Below are 16276 nucleotides of genomic sequence, written 5' to 3'. Positions count from 1 at the left end.
CTCTAAATTTACGCTTTAAACGCTTGTATAAGCAGCCAGTCATCACCATTAATACCATATAGGCTACTTTAACTTTACGAGGTAACAACTGTGAAGCAACAGTGATAAGTACTGAAATTTGCTACTCTAATTGCAAATCAACTTACCATAAATCTAGACTAAGTATAACTACTGACTTCAATATAATGACTAAAAATATTAATAAAAAAGCATATAACAAATCTAATATTAAAGCTGAAAACAACATCAATGACATTAAAACCCCATCACTGGCTGTTCATAATAAGCCTAAAGGAGAGCACTTGAAGGTAGGTATAATAGGAGGCGGAGTTGCAGGGTCAACTATTGCCATTCGTTTAGCAGCGCTGGGGGTAGAAACTTATCTATTTGAATCCAAGCAAAGCTTAATCGATGGTCCTCCCATGTGTCACCTTCACGCTGGTGGTAACTTGTACCGAGAGATACCTGATGAGGATTGTGTCGAGTTATTAAAACAGTCAATTGATATGCTGCGTATGTATCCGCATAGCATCGATGTCAGACCGACGGTGGTGGCCATTCCTAAGCGTGATGATGGCAATCCTGATGACTTATTGCCTCGTCTAGAGTTACTTACTCGTGAGTATAATGCCCTGATTAAAGCTGATCCTGCCAATAAAGTGCTGGGAGAAGCAGAGAATTATTATCGTTTATATGACAGACAAACATTAGAGGACTTAATTGGCTCTGATAGTTTGGCGCCAGATGAATTACCCAAAGAGATGGATCAGTGGGTGGCTAATGCTGCCAAACAATTAGACTTGGATAAACTAAAATATCCCATCGTTGCGGTCCAAGAATATGGATGGAATATTTTCCGCTTAGCAGCCTCCGCTGAGATTGCCCTTAGCTACTATCCTAACGCTAAATTGTTGCTTAATACTCAGGTTACTGATGTGACTAAAGCTGATACTTTATCGAGTGACAGTGGGTCTGGACATCAATGGCAAATCCATTATAAGCAGTTAACCAATGATCAGTCATTAAATGATGCTATTTCGGAGACAGATACCGTAAGCGTCGATTACTTAATCAATGCCTGTGGCTTCAAAACTGGCATTATAGATAATATGGTGGGCGTGCCTGCACAGCGTATGGTTGAATTTAAAGCTTCCTACGTTACTCATTGGGGCAGTGACAATGAGAGAAATAATGATGCTAATAATAATACCAATAATGATCCCGCTTTAAACGGCTCAGAGACAGATTCGCTTAACTCTGGTCTAAGATTGCCTGAGATTATTATTCATGGCAAACGCGGTACGCCTCAAGGTATGGTACAGCTTACCCCCTATCCGGAAGGCTATTATCAAATTCATAGCATGAATAAAGCGGTAACGCTGTTTCAGGATGGACTGGTAGCCACCAAAGCGGACGATGCGCAGCCTGAATTAAAGGCAAAATATATAGACTGTATTGAAGAAGGTTGGAATCCAGAGACCTTACAGCAGCGCAGTCAGCGTGCTATTGACGAAGTCAGTGAGTTTGTACCACGTTTTGCTACCGCCAAGCCTACTGGCAATGCCTTGTATGGGGGACAGCAAATACCAGGAGACAATGATACCTTGCGTGTGGCAGATGTTAGCCTATATCCTGAGCTACATTACGCCCGTGCAGAAAATGTGAAAGCCTCTTCTGCCTTAGCCGCTTCTGATGATATTGTGGCTTTGCTTGAGTCTCAGCACTTCCTTCAATCTACCGAGCAACAGAACGATGCACGTCTGCATCATGACTGGGCTTACTTGCGTCAAAGCGGCAAACCAGACATCGATGAGTTGGCTAGAAAATTTGCCAATCAACGTGCTTTCCCCTCTCCCATGTCAGGGGTGGTAACACCGATCGTTGGTCCTTAATCCAAATCGATTCAGTGGTTATCACTGTTGTCTTTTAATTTATTTGTATCAAAAACCAAAAAAAAGGCTGCCCTTATAAGGCAGCCTTTTTTACGACCAAACTAAAATATTCTACTAAATCTTATGGGTGGCAATCGGATCATCAATATGCACATATTCATTTAATAAGGTCATGGCAGACTCAATATCATTACACACCACCAATCTTTCAAGATCTTGTTGCTTCATAAATCCTTCAGCAGCGGTGTGCTCCAGGTGTGCTACCAGCGGATCATAGAAACCGTTAATATTTAAAATAATCATTGGTTTTTCATGCTGATAAAGCTGACGCCAAGTGGCGATTTCCATAATTTCCTCTAGCGTGCCTAAGCCGCCAGGTAGGGTAATAAAGGCATCTGCATATTCGGCCATAATTGCTTTACGGGTATGCATAGTATCCGTCAGGTGTAATCGGGTTAACCCTTCATGAGCAATTTCATGGTCCAACATAAAGGTAGGAATGACCCCCACTGCATGTGCTCCACCAGAAATAACGGTATCGGCTACTGCGCCCATAAGTCCAATACTGGCACCGCCATAGACTAGGCCCATGTCATTCTTTGCCAAAGCAGCGCCTAACTCTCGAGCGGCGGCTTCATAAACAGGATTATTGCCCATGCGTGAACCACAATACACCGCCACCAAACGCTGTTTGATAGATGATTTGTCGATCAATTCACCCACATGATCAACATCTTTACTGGTAATGGTTTTATAAATTGGGTTGTTTGCTGAGCCCGCTTCTGCTTTCAACTTTTGGGTCATAAATAACTGCCACCTTGATTGATTAAAAAGTTATGAATAAAGTATGAATAATAAATATGCCTATTAAATAGGAATGATAAATGAGCTATCACTAGATAGGGAGCCATAATAACATAGTCATCTGTCCCTTAATTTTTCACTATGTTCGATTTAGTTTACCTGTTGTACTTGACCTTAGCGTATATTAATACCACATCAACTACTTTAAACCACAAAATAGTCATCAAATATTCTATGATGATAAACAGCCGCCCATAACCCCCTTGTCTAATCCCACTTAGCTTTAAAACTGTCTGGGTTCAAAATTATCCGACTTTAAAGCTCTGACACTTTAAAGCTAACGGATTTCAAGCCTATATGGAAGCCACATGAGTAACCCATCACATGAATAATCTTGCCAACAAAGGTCATCAGCCCTCCTCGCCTTCTAGTACCTTAACTGTCGTTACTGAACGCAACCAACCCCTGACGGCTAGCGTATATGTGCCGGAAAACACTGAAAACGAAGCCATTAAAAATGCGCTTATGATTGCTCCTGCAACGGGCATTAAACGCAGTTTTTATCATCGTTTTGCAACTTACCTTGTCAACCAAGGGTTCGGGGTAATTACTTATGATAATGAAGGTATTGGCGATTCATTAACCTGTCCGCTATCGAAATGTGATGCCTCGTTGATAAGCTGGGGGCGCCATGATGCTACTGCAGTACTAGAAGCCTTACAATATGAATTTCCAAACGCCAAATATCATTTGATAGGCCACAGTGCTGGTGGGCAGTTAATCGGTCTCATGCCCAATTACCAGGTGTTATCTTCAGTGGTCAATATTGCGTGCTCATCAGGCCGTATTAAAAATATGGAAATGCCTTTTAAAGCCAATGCTATGTTATTCATGAACGGTGCGATAACCTTGGGCAATTTACTGCTAGGATATACGCCCTCAGATAAATTCAATATGGGAGAGCCGCTACCTCGCGGTGTGGCCAAACAATGGCGAGATTGGTGTAATGGCAAAGGTTATATCAAGACTGCTTTCGGCGAGACGATATTTACCCATTACTATGACCAACTGAATACCCCCGCTTTATGGCTAAACTTTAGCGATGATGATATTGCCAACGCCAAAAATGTTGAAGATATGCTGGTAGTATTTAGTGCTATGCCAGTAGAAAGAGAGATGTTGGAACCACAACAGTTTGGACTCACTAAGATTGGTCATATGAAGTTCTTCAGTGCCAAAACTTATGAGAAAGCGCCTCAGTTATGGAAAATGGTCACTGATTGGATTGAACAGCATTCTGCCTAATTAGCCTTTTAAAAAGGAGACTTTAAAGCCTATTTTGATGCAGCCAATTCATCTGCGATACGTTTTTGTAATGCGGAATATAACGAAGGGGTGAGATTGGGAATGTTGCCCAACATCCATTTAATGTAGCTGAGCGGTACTTGGTCAATCTTATGACCTTTGTATTTACCAAAAGGCATTCTAGCAATGGGTTTGGCATTGTTGGATATTTGATGTGCAGTGGCAAAATCGTTCGGATCAAAATTCAAACGTTCACAACATGCTTTGTATAACAGATAACACATTCTGGCATCACCCAATGCATCATGCGCCGCTGCAGTCATCTCAGCGGCCTCTTCTTCACCAAGCAGCTGCTCAATACATTTCGATTGAGAGTATTTGTGCCATTCAGGGAAGGCCACTCGGGCCAATCTAACCGTACAAATTAGCTTTACTTTCGGCCGGCCAATAACACCCCAATCAAAACGAACATTGTGACCTATTAAATAATCAGATACCTGAAAGTTATCTAAATCAAAAGACGCCAGCCCTGCCACATCAGCATCGGTAATCCCATGAATTTTGGTCACGATGGCAGAAATCGGCCGTCCACTATTAAAGTATGACATCCACTCGTGCCCAGTGCTTGCCTCGATAGTGGCTACTTGTATCGGTCTAGGATCACGTCCTTGGTCGGTCTCTGTGTCTATAACTAACGCAGTTGGCATAATAGGGTCTTGTGGCATAGAGGCTATAAATTCATCCTAATAGGTAGGGCATCTAATATATGCCGGTTATACCAGCAAAATTAAATACTTAATGTTATTTAAATATATGGTGCTATTTAAATATATGGTGTCATTTAAATATATGGTGTCATTTAAATATATAGGGTTATTAAAAACATATAGTAAATATAACCCGAAATAAGTATACCAAGCCATAATTACACCGCTGTCCGATAAGCGTTTAAATCAGGTTGTTTTTAAGTTTCAATTACCACTTTCCCATTGAGACTCTTGTTATACTGAGACGCTCGTCATTTTATTTATCTAATTATTTAATTCTTTATTTATCTCATTATTTTTTTAGCGACTATTATCTAACTACTGACTATTACTCCTTACTGTCTATTTATAACTGTTGTCCGTCTATGACCACATATCCTATCTCTACCGATAAGTTACAGTCTTGGCATCATTACAAACGCCCGTTTGTAAAAGACCTAGCTTTTGCTCTTGCCTGTCCCGATGTGCTAAAGCACTGGATTTCTGCTGATCCAAACCTAGTTTCCGCACAAATATCAGTACATAAACCTGAATTTTGGCTCACTCATTACCAAAATTATGCTGATCGTTTGCAGCAATTAGACCGTAGTAATGAGTATCAACATTTAACCCGATATCTAATGTCGCGTCCTAGCCCTTACCGTTTAGGCTTTCACTTTGAAGGACTGATTCACTTTTGGTTGGAAGATGGGTTTCAGCTAGGACTACATCCTTATGAAGTTATTGCTCATAACGTTCAGCTATACAATGGTATGCAAACCACGGGTGAACTCGACTTTATTCTAAGAAATCATGATACTAATGAGGTTGAACATTGGGAGTTAGCGATAAAATTTTACTTGGGCTCAGCACCTTATGATAATTTTGCCAACTGGGTAGGCATTAATGCCCGTGACACGTTGCAACGTAAATTAATTCATATGCAGACCAAGCCTTTTCGCAGTGTCTGGATAGATTTAGACTTTTATGAAAAGATAAAAATTGATAAACGTTATGTAGTCATGAAGGGTCGCTTCTTTAAGGAAGCTGACAGCATTGCCCCTAATCCTGAGTGGCTCAATGACGAGTTTCCCACGCATCTATGGTACCCTATTAATAAGCGTAGTGACTTTGAAGCATTAGATATGCCTGAACTTCGCCCCGCTCATTATATTGAATGGTTAACCCACCGTCCTTTTTATGATGCTGAATTTCTGAGACAGAATATGGTCACAAACTTAGATCCTAGGTTGAATAAGGAGGAGCTACGTCGTCGCCGTCACCGACTATCACAGTGGCCTTACGTACCGCTGGAATTAGAAGACATAGATACCAATCTTTATCTTAATAAAGGCAATCCTGTGGTGCTGGTTCGCACTACATAACTTTAATTTCAATTATCTTCGAACAGTTTATAAAAAAGGAAGCCTCATTAACTGAGGCTTCCTTTTTTGTAATCAGGCCAGCTAATATGGCACTTAACGCGCCAAACGCCACACACTTACTTGACCCGATTTGGTTTGGGTTAATAAATAGCCACCTTGAGAGGTTAACTTAGTCACAGGACCCTTGCTCTGGGTACGGCTAATGATACGACCATCTTCTGGGGATAAGAAGTGAATCACACCGTCTAAGTCGCCAATTGCAATGTAATTACCAATAAGCTCTGGGTTACTCAATTGACGATAAGCCAAATCTTTATTTTCCCATAAGGGCTCACCTGTTTGACGATCGAATGCTTTCACTGTCCCATCTAGTGTGGTGGTAATAACTGCTTGATTGGTTACCGCCAAACTATTTTTACTGGCCGCTTCTTGTAAGAAAGTGACCTGTCCACTGGCCAAGTCGGCAGATAATAGCTGACCACTATAGCTTACAGCCAGTAGCTGACCTTGGTTCACTGTTGGCGTACCATCTACATCCGTCATGCGCTGAATTTCACTGGCACCTGAGGGAATACCCACTCGGCGGTTCCACTTTGGCACACCTGATTCAATATCTACAGCATGCAAACGGCCATCTGCACCACCTAACAAAGCTGTCTGGTTATCCAGCAAGGTAGGCTTAGCACTACCACGTACGCTAATGCTAGGCGTCTGCGTGGTAAACTGCCAGATAGATTCACCTGTCTGTAAAGACAAGCCATGCATTACGCCGTCATTGGCCGATAGCACCACACGATTGTTATGAATTAAGGCCGGTGCTAACACAGTACCTTTGATTTTATTTTCCCACTTAACGTTACCATTACTGGTATCAAAAGCCACAACACGGGCAGACTTAGTGGTTACGACCGCCGTTTGACTGTTGCCGTCAAATGCCACACCGCCTAAGATATCTTCTTTTAAATCAGTACTCCACAGTGCCTGACCATTTAGATCATAGCTCGCTACTTTGCCTGAGCCTGAGGCCACAACTACTTGCTTGCCATCAAAACCTACTTCAAAACGGTTCACGTCAGCCAGTTTAGATCTGTCACTTAATGAGGTTTGAAATACGGGATCAACTACCTTGACAGACTGCTCAAGTTGAACCAATTTAGTAGGCTTATGCTCTTCGGGCTTAATGGTTTTTCCACATGCCGCAACCAAAGCAATTGAAGCACACAAAATAGTAATTTTAGAGGCTTGGGCTATAACGCTTGCTGCTGTAGATTGGGGTTTATTGTTATACATAGTTGAATCAGCTCAATCAGGTTAAAAGTCATAGCGCCTAAAAAGCCGGTAGGGCATCTTTGGTACTAATCTTATGGTTGTGTATGTTATAACAAATTCGGTTATAAACAAAAAGTCAAAAGGCAATTTATTGTACTAACTTATTGTAACGAGCCTATTGTAACGGGCTTCTTACTACAGGCTTACTGAGCAGTGCCTTCAGAGGAACCACCGGCTAGTTCAGCAGCTACAGCTTCAAGCTCGGCATTACTTTGGGCTTGAGCAGCATCCTGGCTTTGTTGCAATGCCGCTACGTCAACAATCTGATCAGCAGGCTCAATAGGCTCTGGGTTGATACCTAAGTTTTCTAACTTCAAGCGTAAGAAAGGACGCTCTTCATGACGCTTAGACAATAAGCTCCACGCATTTTGATAAGCACGTAGGGCTTTTTCTTTGTCTTTTTTCGCCGAATAGATATCACCCAAAAGTTCTTGCTGACTGGCTTCAAAGGCTACTGGTACATCTTTTGAAGCTTGAGTAAGTGCCTCATCCACATTACCATCAGCCAATAATACCGTGGCATAGCGAAGCTGAGTTATAGAGTGTAAACCTGGATCTTTTAGATCAATCTCTAGTGCTTTTTTCAATGCCTCTGTCGCATTCTTCATGTCATTGGCATCAACCGCATTACGTGATTTAATCATTAAAGCTTGCCAAGCATAAACTGTATTGCCGTGTTCGGCCACTAGCTTATCAATATCAGCATTTAGCTTTTTACTCACATCAGCATTGCCTTCTGGCTGACCCATTAATTCATCGTTGGTTTTTTCAATGGCCGCATACTTATCTGCAGCAACCGTATCTTCTTTCATGCCTGAATTTTGGAAATAGGTCCAGCCAAAATAACCTGCCAAGGCCAACAATATAGCGCCAATAATATAACCGGCAGCCTGCTTTAGCTTCTCCATTGACTGCGGATCACCGTTTGAATTATTCAAGTCTGGTGAATTGGAAATGGGATGTTTGGCCATAAATCTACCTAATAAGTTAATTACCAAATATTCAAAGAAAAGCGGTATTGCTAGCCGTTTACTCTAATATAAGTTCCGAATTATAAACTAAAGTTCTCAGTGCTGTGTAGCCATAGTTTGTCTTGGCTGACCTGTTCGCCTGTTTCCATCGTTTTAATACTAATGGTGCCATTCTCAATTTCATCTTGCCCTAAAATTACGGTCAATTTAGCCCCTGACTTATCGGCTTTTTTCATTTGTGCCTTTAGGCTATTGGCACTAGACATTTTAATACGTAAGTCTGAGCGTGCTTCTCGTAAAGACTGTGCATAGAGCAGTCCTTGGTCATAAAGCTCAGGATGAACCACCACAAAGATGTCACAAGAGGTCGTTTCTGGCATTGGATTAATAGCTTGTACTAACAGTAGCAATCTCTCTAGACCCATAGCAAAACCTACTGCTGGATCTGATTTTACTGTTTTTGCTTTATCTGCTGATTTACCAATAGATTTTAGCTGGCCAATTAAACCATCATAGCGGCCGCCAGCACAGACTGTCGCCTGTGAGCCTAGCTTGTCAGTTACCCATTCAAATACGGTCTTATTGTAGTAGTCTAGACCGCGCACTAAATTTGGGTTGACCACATACTCAATATCTAATGCTTTTAAGTACGTTTTTAATTGACTGAAATGAGCTTTGCTTTCTTCGCCTAAGAAGTCCGCCAATCGAGGCGCATTTTCTAAAATAGCTTGGGTGTTTTGGTCTTTACTGTCTAAGATACGTAGCGGATTGGTGGTTAATCGGCGCTTACTGTCTTCGTCCAATAGGTCTTTTTTATTGTGCAAAAACTCAACCAAGGCGGCTCTATAAGCCAAACGCTCATCCAACTCACCTAAGCTGTTAATCTCTAAGGTAAGCTCATGATCAATGCCTAAGCGCTTCCACATCATATGGGTCATCGCAATTAGCTCAGCTTCGACATCAACCAACTCACTGCCGAAAGCTTCTACCCCCAACTGATGGAATTGACGATAACGTCCCTTCTGGGGCTGTTCGTAACGGAACATAGGGCCCATGTACCAAAACTTAGGACTATCGCCGCGCAATAAGTTATGTTCAATGACAGCACGAACCGCCCCTGCAGTGCCTTCAGGACGAAGCGTCAATGGCGTTGGTGGATCAGACTTATCCGTAAAGCTGAACATCTCTTTTTCGACGATATCGGTCGCATCACCAATGGCTCGGGCAAATAACTGTGTTTCTTCAACGATAGGAAGACGTATTTCCTCATACCCAAATTGATCAAGAACCTCCTTTAACATGTTCTCTAAACGTCGCCATTGGCTGCTTGGCTGACTGCTAGAGGTTGCCACATGCAGAATGTCGTTAAACCCTTTGATTGACTTAATCATATTATTTGCCCAAATAATTTTTTATTCCGCTGATAACCCAGCGTAAATGAAACAATTGTTTTTATTTTACTGGTCTTAATTTGGCAAGGCTTGCCGCTTAATTGCTACCGTCTACTCGCAATATCTCATTGGCCGCTTTTTGTTCAGCAATCGCCACGCGTTCTCTGACCATTTTTTCAATGTTGTCTACTAACGTAGTGGTATCAATTAGATGGCTCTTTTCACCTTGCAAATATACCAGCGAGTTGGGAGAAGCACCCACTACCCCAATATCTGCTTCTTTGGCTTCACCAGGTCCATTGACCTTACAGCCAATAACTGACACATCCATTGGCACACGCACATCTTCCAAACGGGCTTCGAGCTCATTCATGACTCGAATCACATCAAACTCTTGACGTGAACAACTAGGGCAAGCAATAAAGTTAATCCCATTGGCACGAATATTTAGAGATTTTAGAATATCGAAACCAACTTTAATCTCATCTTCTGGTTCGGCAGCTAATGAAATACGAATAGTATCGCCAATACCATCTAGCAATAAGCCACCTAGCGCAATCGCAGATTTAACGGTACCTGTGCGATAAATACCCGCTTCTGTTACCCCTAAATGTAGAGGGTTGTCGATTTGCTGTGACAATAGACGGTAAGCATCCAAGGTCAGGAACACATTACTGGCCTTTACTGACACTTTATACTGATCAAAGTTTAAACGCTCTAAGATATCAATATGGCGCATCGCTGATTCAACCATCGCCTCACCAGTGGGCTCTGTATATTTGCGCTGAATCTCTTTTTCTAAAGAACCGGCATTCACCCCGATACGAATAGGAATATTGTAATCACGGGCACAAGCAACTACCTCACGAACTTTGGCATCATTGCCGATATTACCTGGGTTGATACGTAGGCAATCTGCCCCTGCAGCAGCCACTGCAAGTGCGATTTTATAGTCAAAATGAACGTCTGCAATTAGCGGAATATCCACTCGTTTTTTAATCTCTGCAAAAGCAGCCACCGTATCCATGGTAGGGGTTGATACTCGCATCATATCAGCGCCAGCATCAACACAACGCTGTATTTGTGCTACTGTGGCTTCTACATCACAAGTGTCAGTATTGGTCATACTTTGGACACTGATAGGGGCATCACCACCGACTGCCACATCACCGACATAGATTTTTTTGGTTTCACGACGTTTAATTGGAGAGGGAGTAGACATAAGACTTCTCAGTTGACTGGAAATTTGGTGAACAAAATATTGCACTGCGAAGCGACAGTCAAAGTTTAGCGTCTACCAAGACAAATACTTTGAACTGCCACTTTTATAGTATTGAATTAAGGCGCCAAACTAAAATTAGCTTGGTTATTAGTGGCAAAGTCATTTAACTTAATCGTCTCACCATTGAGCATTAAAGTTACATTAGAAACGTTGCCAATTTGAACTTTAAATGGCGGTTTGCCTGACAACTTATACCCGCCTCGCGCCTGCTCACCGGTCAATAAGGTTTTGCCAGTGGCATCAACAATGGTTAGCTGGGTATTGTCTTTTAATTGGAAATCCAAGGTCGCACTATCCGCACTGACCACAGCAGTAGAATCTGAACCCAACGCTGAACCTGAGCTGTCTAAAGCATTCCCACTATTTACCACTGTAGTATTCACAGCCGCGCCTGCTGACTGTTCGCTTTCTGACAAGTTATCCACTACCGCATTGGTATTGGTATCTTGCTCATCGGTACTGGCATCTTTCGCATTTGAAATGGTACGAAGTAGAAATACAGCCAAAACAATCAAACCAATTACGCCCAATACCAATAGCGGATTGATACGAATAGATCGTCTTCCTTCACGCTGTAAAGTACCCATCGGCTTGAGAGGAGACTCGATATCATCGACACTCTTCTTTTTTAACTCATCAGGATAGTTACGGTTAAAACTGTCTACGATTTGGTCTGGATCTAGGCCAAGATACTTAGCATAGTTAATCACGAATCCTCGAGCAAAAGCGGCTTGCGGCAAAGACTTAAAGTCTTCTGCTTCAATCGCTTCGAGATGACGCGTTAAAATAAATAATTCAGCCGCCACATCATCCAAAGTTAGATTTTGATTTATGCGTGCTTGCTTAAGTCGATTACCAAACGAGCCGACATTTTGATTTGATGTATCTATGGTAGGTGTTAACGGGTCTTTTCTATCTATTTCCATGATGCCTCTGGGTTACGAATCCAAACTTTTAGCTTTTTGGCTTCTTCACTGTGCGGTAAGGTAGCTAAAGCTGTCGCGAAAAATATTTTTTGACTTGATCACTTACTTTATACTTAATTATAGTATCTCTATAACCACTTTATTATATCGGGTCACGCTAAAGGCGCAACTTTGCCCTTTGCCGAATTATTCGAGGGGCGGTCACCGCACTTTCTTCTAATAGCGTCAGCATCTCTTTATACAAGTTCTCTGCCTGTACCAATTGATTGTTACTAATTAATAGATCAATCAGCTCCAAATGAGCCACTAAATTATTACGGTCACGCTCTAAAATTCTAACGAAGGTTTCAGTGGCTAGAGCATAATCGCCCCTCTTGAGTGCAGTCAGTCCTAAGTTCTCTAAGGCCTTAATTCGACCTTCATAACCTAGGGCAGCACCCGCTATTTCAAACTGATGCATGGCTTCATCGTATCGGCCCAGTTGTGACAAGTAAACACCATAATTATTACGTGCTTTCATCAACTGTGGCTGTAATACTAAGGCTTGGCGAAAGTACGATTCGGCTTCAATAATATTTAGCCGACTGCCTTCCGCTTGTAACAAAACCCCCATCATATCATAGGCAGGGGCATAACGTTTATTGGCTGACAATGCTTTTTCTAATTGACGTTTGGCATTATCAAGCTCATTCAATGTCAAATACTGAGCGGCCATTTGGGTTCTAATAAACGCTATCTCATTAGCCTGCTCAGTGTGATACGAGCGTTGTGTCGCGTCCTGATAGGAGGTTGATTGACACCCCATCATCGAGATTGCAACCACCACACCAAAAATTGGATGTCTCACTGCGACAAAGTCAGATTTTGAATGCAATCTTGGCCGATGCACATGCTCAGCGGTTAAAAAGGTCTGAGCAAGGCAAGTCATGGTTGTCCCTAATGAGTCATCATTTACTAAATATTACACTACACGAATCGTATTGTAACGGCCTAGGCCCTTTTCTGCACCTAAAACCTCTAATTTTTTTATCATAGAATAAAATATCAAGCAAGCGACCAATTAATGAGAAATTATGGTATAAAAACTCAACAAAAGTAAGCTCAGTTCTATTAATTTACTGATTGTTCCGCTTGGCGAGACTTAATGCTTTCTTGCCATTTGGCTGAGCGGCGGGTTCTGTCTGCCACTTGACCGACCAATTGACCACAAGCGGCATCAATATCATCGCCTCTTGTCTGTCGAATGGTACAAACAAAGCCGGCATTGTTTAGAATATTACTAAACGCATGAATGCGATTGTTACTCGAACGATCATAAGGCGCATGAGGGAATGGGTTGAACGGGATTAAATTAATCTTACTCGGTAATCCCTCTAACAATGCCACCAATTGGTGAGCATGCTCATCACTGTCATTAACACCCGCCAGCATTACGTACTCGATAGTAACATGCTTTTTGTGTCGAGGATTATTATCATGAACATATGCTTTAGCGGCAGCAATCAACTCACTTAATGGATATTTTTTGTTGATAGGCACCAACTCATTACGCAGCTCATCATTTGGCGCATGTAATGAAATGGCCAACGCCACATCGATGTCCTTATAAAGGTCATACATCTTCGGTACCACACCAGAGGTTGATAACGTCACACGACGCTTTGACAATCCATAGGCATGATCAGACAACATCAAACTCATTGACGAGACAACGGGCTTATAATTAAGCAGTGGCTCCCCCATTCCCATCATAACCACGTTGGTTACATTATTTTGCCATTCAGAGCTGTCAACGCCTTCCATATAAGAGGCGTTAGCCACCCAAAGCTGACCAATAATCTCAGCCGCGGTTAAATCACGTTCAAATCCTTGTTTGCCGGTACTACAGAAGCTACAGTCTAAAGCACAGCCCACTTGTGATGAGATACATAGGGTCTTGCGACCATTCACTTTACTGTCATCCGCTGGAATCAGCACCGTTTCTACCAATGAGCCACCAGCAACTTTAAACACCCACTTACGAGTGCCATCTTCACTAAATTCTTTATGCACTACCTCTGGAGTTTCGACACATGCTTTTTCGCTTAGTTTCTCACGCAACCCTTTTGACAGATTAGTCATTTGCGCGAAGTCAGTTACCCCATGCTGGTAAATCCATTTCATCACCTGAGTGGCACGAAAAGGCTTTTCACCAATCTGTTTGAAGTAGTCACCTAACTGCTCTTGACTCATACCAAGGATATTAGTCTTAGCGGGCATAGTATCGTTAGGATTGAATGTGGCTGGCGCACTGTCAGCAGGTTGCATTGGAATTTTGGTCATGATGACTTAACTAACCTAATAGGATATGTGGGTTTTTTAGATACGATCTCATTGGATCGTGAAGAGGCTTTATATATATCTGTATGTCCTAGCTAATGGCTTACAAGCTAGAGCAAATAATTAAAGCTTATAAAATATGGTATATGCCCCGTTTTTGGGAACAACAACATAATAAGGGGCTTATTATAACTTAAATTTCTACTTTACATGGTTTTTGTCTGTGTCTACATCTTACCAAGGTGCAGACCGCGTGACTGTGAAATAATTATGGAGCCTTAAGCTGATTATTAAACCTCAAAGTAACTTTTAATTAAGTAACTTTCAATTTTTAAAATAATTATTAGCTTATCAAGTAATTTAATCTAAAAGGCTTAGTCCATAAAGCCGTTTGGTACATAAAACATTGGCATATAAAACAGTAATGAAAAACGGCCAAGCCCAAGGCCTAGCCGTTTCTACTTTGTTTTTTCGAAGTTTGAAAAAACAGACTCGCTTTGTGTTATTGGCTCTGATGTTCACTTATGAACCAATAGATAAAATTAACGAGTGCGGTCTAATACTTCGTTTTCGCTGAAGAAGTAAGCGATTTCACGTTTCGCTGACTCTGCTGAATCAGAACCGTGTACTGCGTTTTCATCGATGCTAGAAGCGAAGTCTTTACGGATAGTGCCTTCCGCAGCTTCTGCTGGGTTAGTCGCACCCATGATTTCACGATGCTTAGCAATCGCGTTTTCGCCTTCTAATACTGATACCACTACTGGACCTGACGTCATGAAAGAAACTAGGTCATTGTAGAATGGACGCTCTTTATGCTCAGCGTAGAAACCGCCTGCTTTCTCATTATCAAGATGTAGCATTTTAGCGCCAACAATTTTAAGACCGGCTTCTTCAAAACGGCTGTAAATTGCGCCAATGTGATTGCCGCCTACTGCGTCTGGTTTAATGATTGATAAAGTACGTTCGATAGCCATGTTAAGCTCCTCAAAGTTAATAAAGTTATATAAAACCACTGTATTTTAATAGTTCATGAATGACAGTATGGTGAATTACACCTATTCTGACTTCAAACTGCGCTTATTATAACGACTCATCGCTTAAATGACAGAAAAAAACATAACCAATCGCAAAATAGCAACATTCTGATACCAATTATTAAGCATTGAGCCGGTGGATACCTTGGTTTGCTAAGCGGTACTACAGGATAATGACAATCATAATGATCAGAGGTCTACGCCAATATTTAGTGACTATCTGTCTCGTTAATCGCTAAGTGTTATATATCTGTTATCTCGTTGGTTATATATGAGGCTAATATTAGGTTTTAGAGTAAATATTGGCTATAATAATACGCCTTAATATTAACGATATTCTAGATAGCGTTTTTAGATAAAATAGTTTAGAAAATACAGATTAACTTTAAATGCCAGTCTTCAAGCGGTTGCTAAATTCCCTTAGTAGCCGTTTTTATTTTTGAAGCCATTGGCGCTTAGCCGTCCAAAACCCACGCTGATTTTCCAGCGTTCATGCTTTAGTTAAGGTGACCCACTCCCCCTTTGAATTTAAAAAATCTTAAGCACGCAGATAACGTCTGTTTGCATTGGGGACTATTTTTATTTGTAATCTGGTTTTATTTGTCAGTCTGTTTTATTTACAGACTAGGCAATACATTAAATAAGCTTGTAGTTGTACTCTAGTTAAATCGCTCTCTAATAGAGAATGATTAGATTAATAGTATAGTCGCACAAAAGTTTATAACCGTTAAAACATTGAGCAAAAGCTTGGCTCATCGTTTCTAAAGGGTAATCTTTGGATATTTTTAGTTTTTAGTCGCTTTTTTTTAAGTTTTTTGATTTCTTACACTTTGGTTTTTAACACATTAGCTTTAACACACGTTTTCAAAAATTTCGTATTTAACATTTTAGT

The 16276-nt window shown here is 41.3% G+C and carries 13 protein-coding genes; 3 read left to right on the top strand and 10 right to left on the bottom strand.

Annotation, left to right across the window (positions count from 1 at the left end):
• Window positions 1-185: 185 nt before the first annotated feature.
• Window positions 186-1892, top strand: coding sequence for an FAD-dependent oxidoreductase (locus LK453_RS07455; protein ID WP_201534644.1), 1707 nt, complete (start codon window positions 186-188; stop codon window positions 1890-1892).
• Between the two features lie 114 nt (window positions 1893-2006).
• Here LK453_RS07455 and LK453_RS07450 read toward each other — a convergent pair whose 3' ends face one another.
• Entirely contained in the window at window positions 2007-2696 is a 690-nt protein-coding gene (locus tag LK453_RS07450) for an LOG family protein (RefSeq protein WP_007395558.1), read from the bottom strand.
• A 384-nt stretch (window positions 2697-3080) separates the two neighbouring features.
• Here LK453_RS07450 and LK453_RS07445 point away from each other — a divergent pair, with 384 nt between their 5' ends.
• Window positions 3081-4001 carry an alpha/beta hydrolase family protein gene (locus tag LK453_RS07445; protein WP_201537918.1) on the top strand — a complete coding sequence of 307 codons (921 nt, stop codon included), beginning with the start codon at window positions 3081-3083 and terminating at the stop codon, window positions 3999-4001.
• A gap of 29 nt (window positions 4002-4030) precedes the next feature.
• Here LK453_RS07445 and LK453_RS07440 read toward each other — a convergent pair whose 3' ends face one another.
• The gene (locus LK453_RS07440; RefSeq protein ID WP_227674372.1) at window positions 4031-4708 is read right to left on the bottom strand and encodes a putative quorum-sensing-regulated virulence factor; all 678 of its coding nucleotides are present in this window, start codon (window positions 4706-4708) and stop codon (window positions 4031-4033) included.
• A gap of 425 nt (window positions 4709-5133) precedes the next feature.
• Here LK453_RS07440 and LK453_RS07435 point away from each other — a divergent pair, with 425 nt between their 5' ends.
• Entirely contained in the window at window positions 5134-6132 is a 999-nt protein-coding gene (locus LK453_RS07435; RefSeq protein ID WP_201537914.1) for a DUF1853 family protein, read from the top strand.
• Window positions 6133-6225: 93 nt separating this feature from the next.
• Here the strand turns inward: LK453_RS07435 and bamB are convergent, their stop codons facing one another.
• The 8 genes from bamB to ndk all read right to left on the bottom strand — a co-directional run bounded on the left by bamB (window position 6226) and on the right by ndk (window position 15324).
• Window positions 6226-7422, bottom strand: a complete 1197-nt coding sequence (bamB, locus tag LK453_RS07430) for an outer membrane protein assembly factor BamB (protein WP_201537912.1) — start codon at window positions 7420-7422, stop codon at window positions 6226-6228.
• A gap of 182 nt (window positions 7423-7604) precedes the next feature.
• Complete coding sequence (locus tag LK453_RS07425) at window positions 7605-8432, bottom strand: YfgM family protein (protein WP_201537910.1); 828 nt, start codon at window positions 8430-8432, stop codon at window positions 7605-7607.
• A gap of 80 nt (window positions 8433-8512) precedes the next feature.
• Window positions 8513-9823 carry a histidine--tRNA ligase gene (hisS, locus tag LK453_RS07420; RefSeq protein ID WP_201537908.1) on the bottom strand — a complete coding sequence of 437 codons (1311 nt, stop codon included), beginning with the start codon at window positions 9821-9823 and terminating at the stop codon, window positions 8513-8515.
• A 97-nt stretch (window positions 9824-9920) separates the two neighbouring features.
• Window positions 9921-11045 carry a flavodoxin-dependent (E)-4-hydroxy-3-methylbut-2-enyl-diphosphate synthase gene (gene ispG, locus LK453_RS07415; RefSeq protein ID WP_007395566.1) on the bottom strand — a complete coding sequence of 375 codons (1125 nt, stop codon included), beginning with the start codon at window positions 11043-11045 and terminating at the stop codon, window positions 9921-9923.
• 116 nt (window positions 11046-11161) lie between these two features.
• A complete protein-coding gene (locus tag LK453_RS07410) occupies window positions 11162-12031 on the bottom strand; it encodes a RodZ domain-containing protein (protein WP_007395567.1) in 870 nt (289 codons plus the stop codon).
• Between the two features lie 157 nt (window positions 12032-12188).
• Window positions 12189-12959, bottom strand: coding sequence for a tetratricopeptide repeat protein (locus LK453_RS07405; RefSeq protein ID WP_201537906.1), 771 nt, complete (start codon window positions 12957-12959; stop codon window positions 12189-12191).
• A 182-nt stretch (window positions 12960-13141) separates the two neighbouring features.
• Window positions 13142-14338, bottom strand: coding sequence for a 23S rRNA (adenine(2503)-C(2))-methyltransferase RlmN (gene rlmN, locus LK453_RS07400; RefSeq protein ID WP_144295785.1), 1197 nt, complete (start codon window positions 14336-14338; stop codon window positions 13142-13144).
• A gap of 554 nt (window positions 14339-14892) precedes the next feature.
• On the bottom strand, window positions 14893-15324 hold the full coding sequence (gene ndk / locus LK453_RS07395; protein ID WP_044298370.1) for a nucleoside-diphosphate kinase: 432 nt from the start codon (window positions 15322-15324) through the stop codon (window positions 14893-14895).
• Window positions 15325-16276 lie beyond the last annotated feature (952 nt).

The organism is Psychrobacter sanguinis (assembly GCF_020736705.1).
Lineage (GTDB): Bacteria > Pseudomonadota > Gammaproteobacteria > Pseudomonadales > Moraxellaceae > Psychrobacter > Psychrobacter sanguinis.
This window is presented reverse-complemented; position numbering and strand designations above follow the sequence as displayed.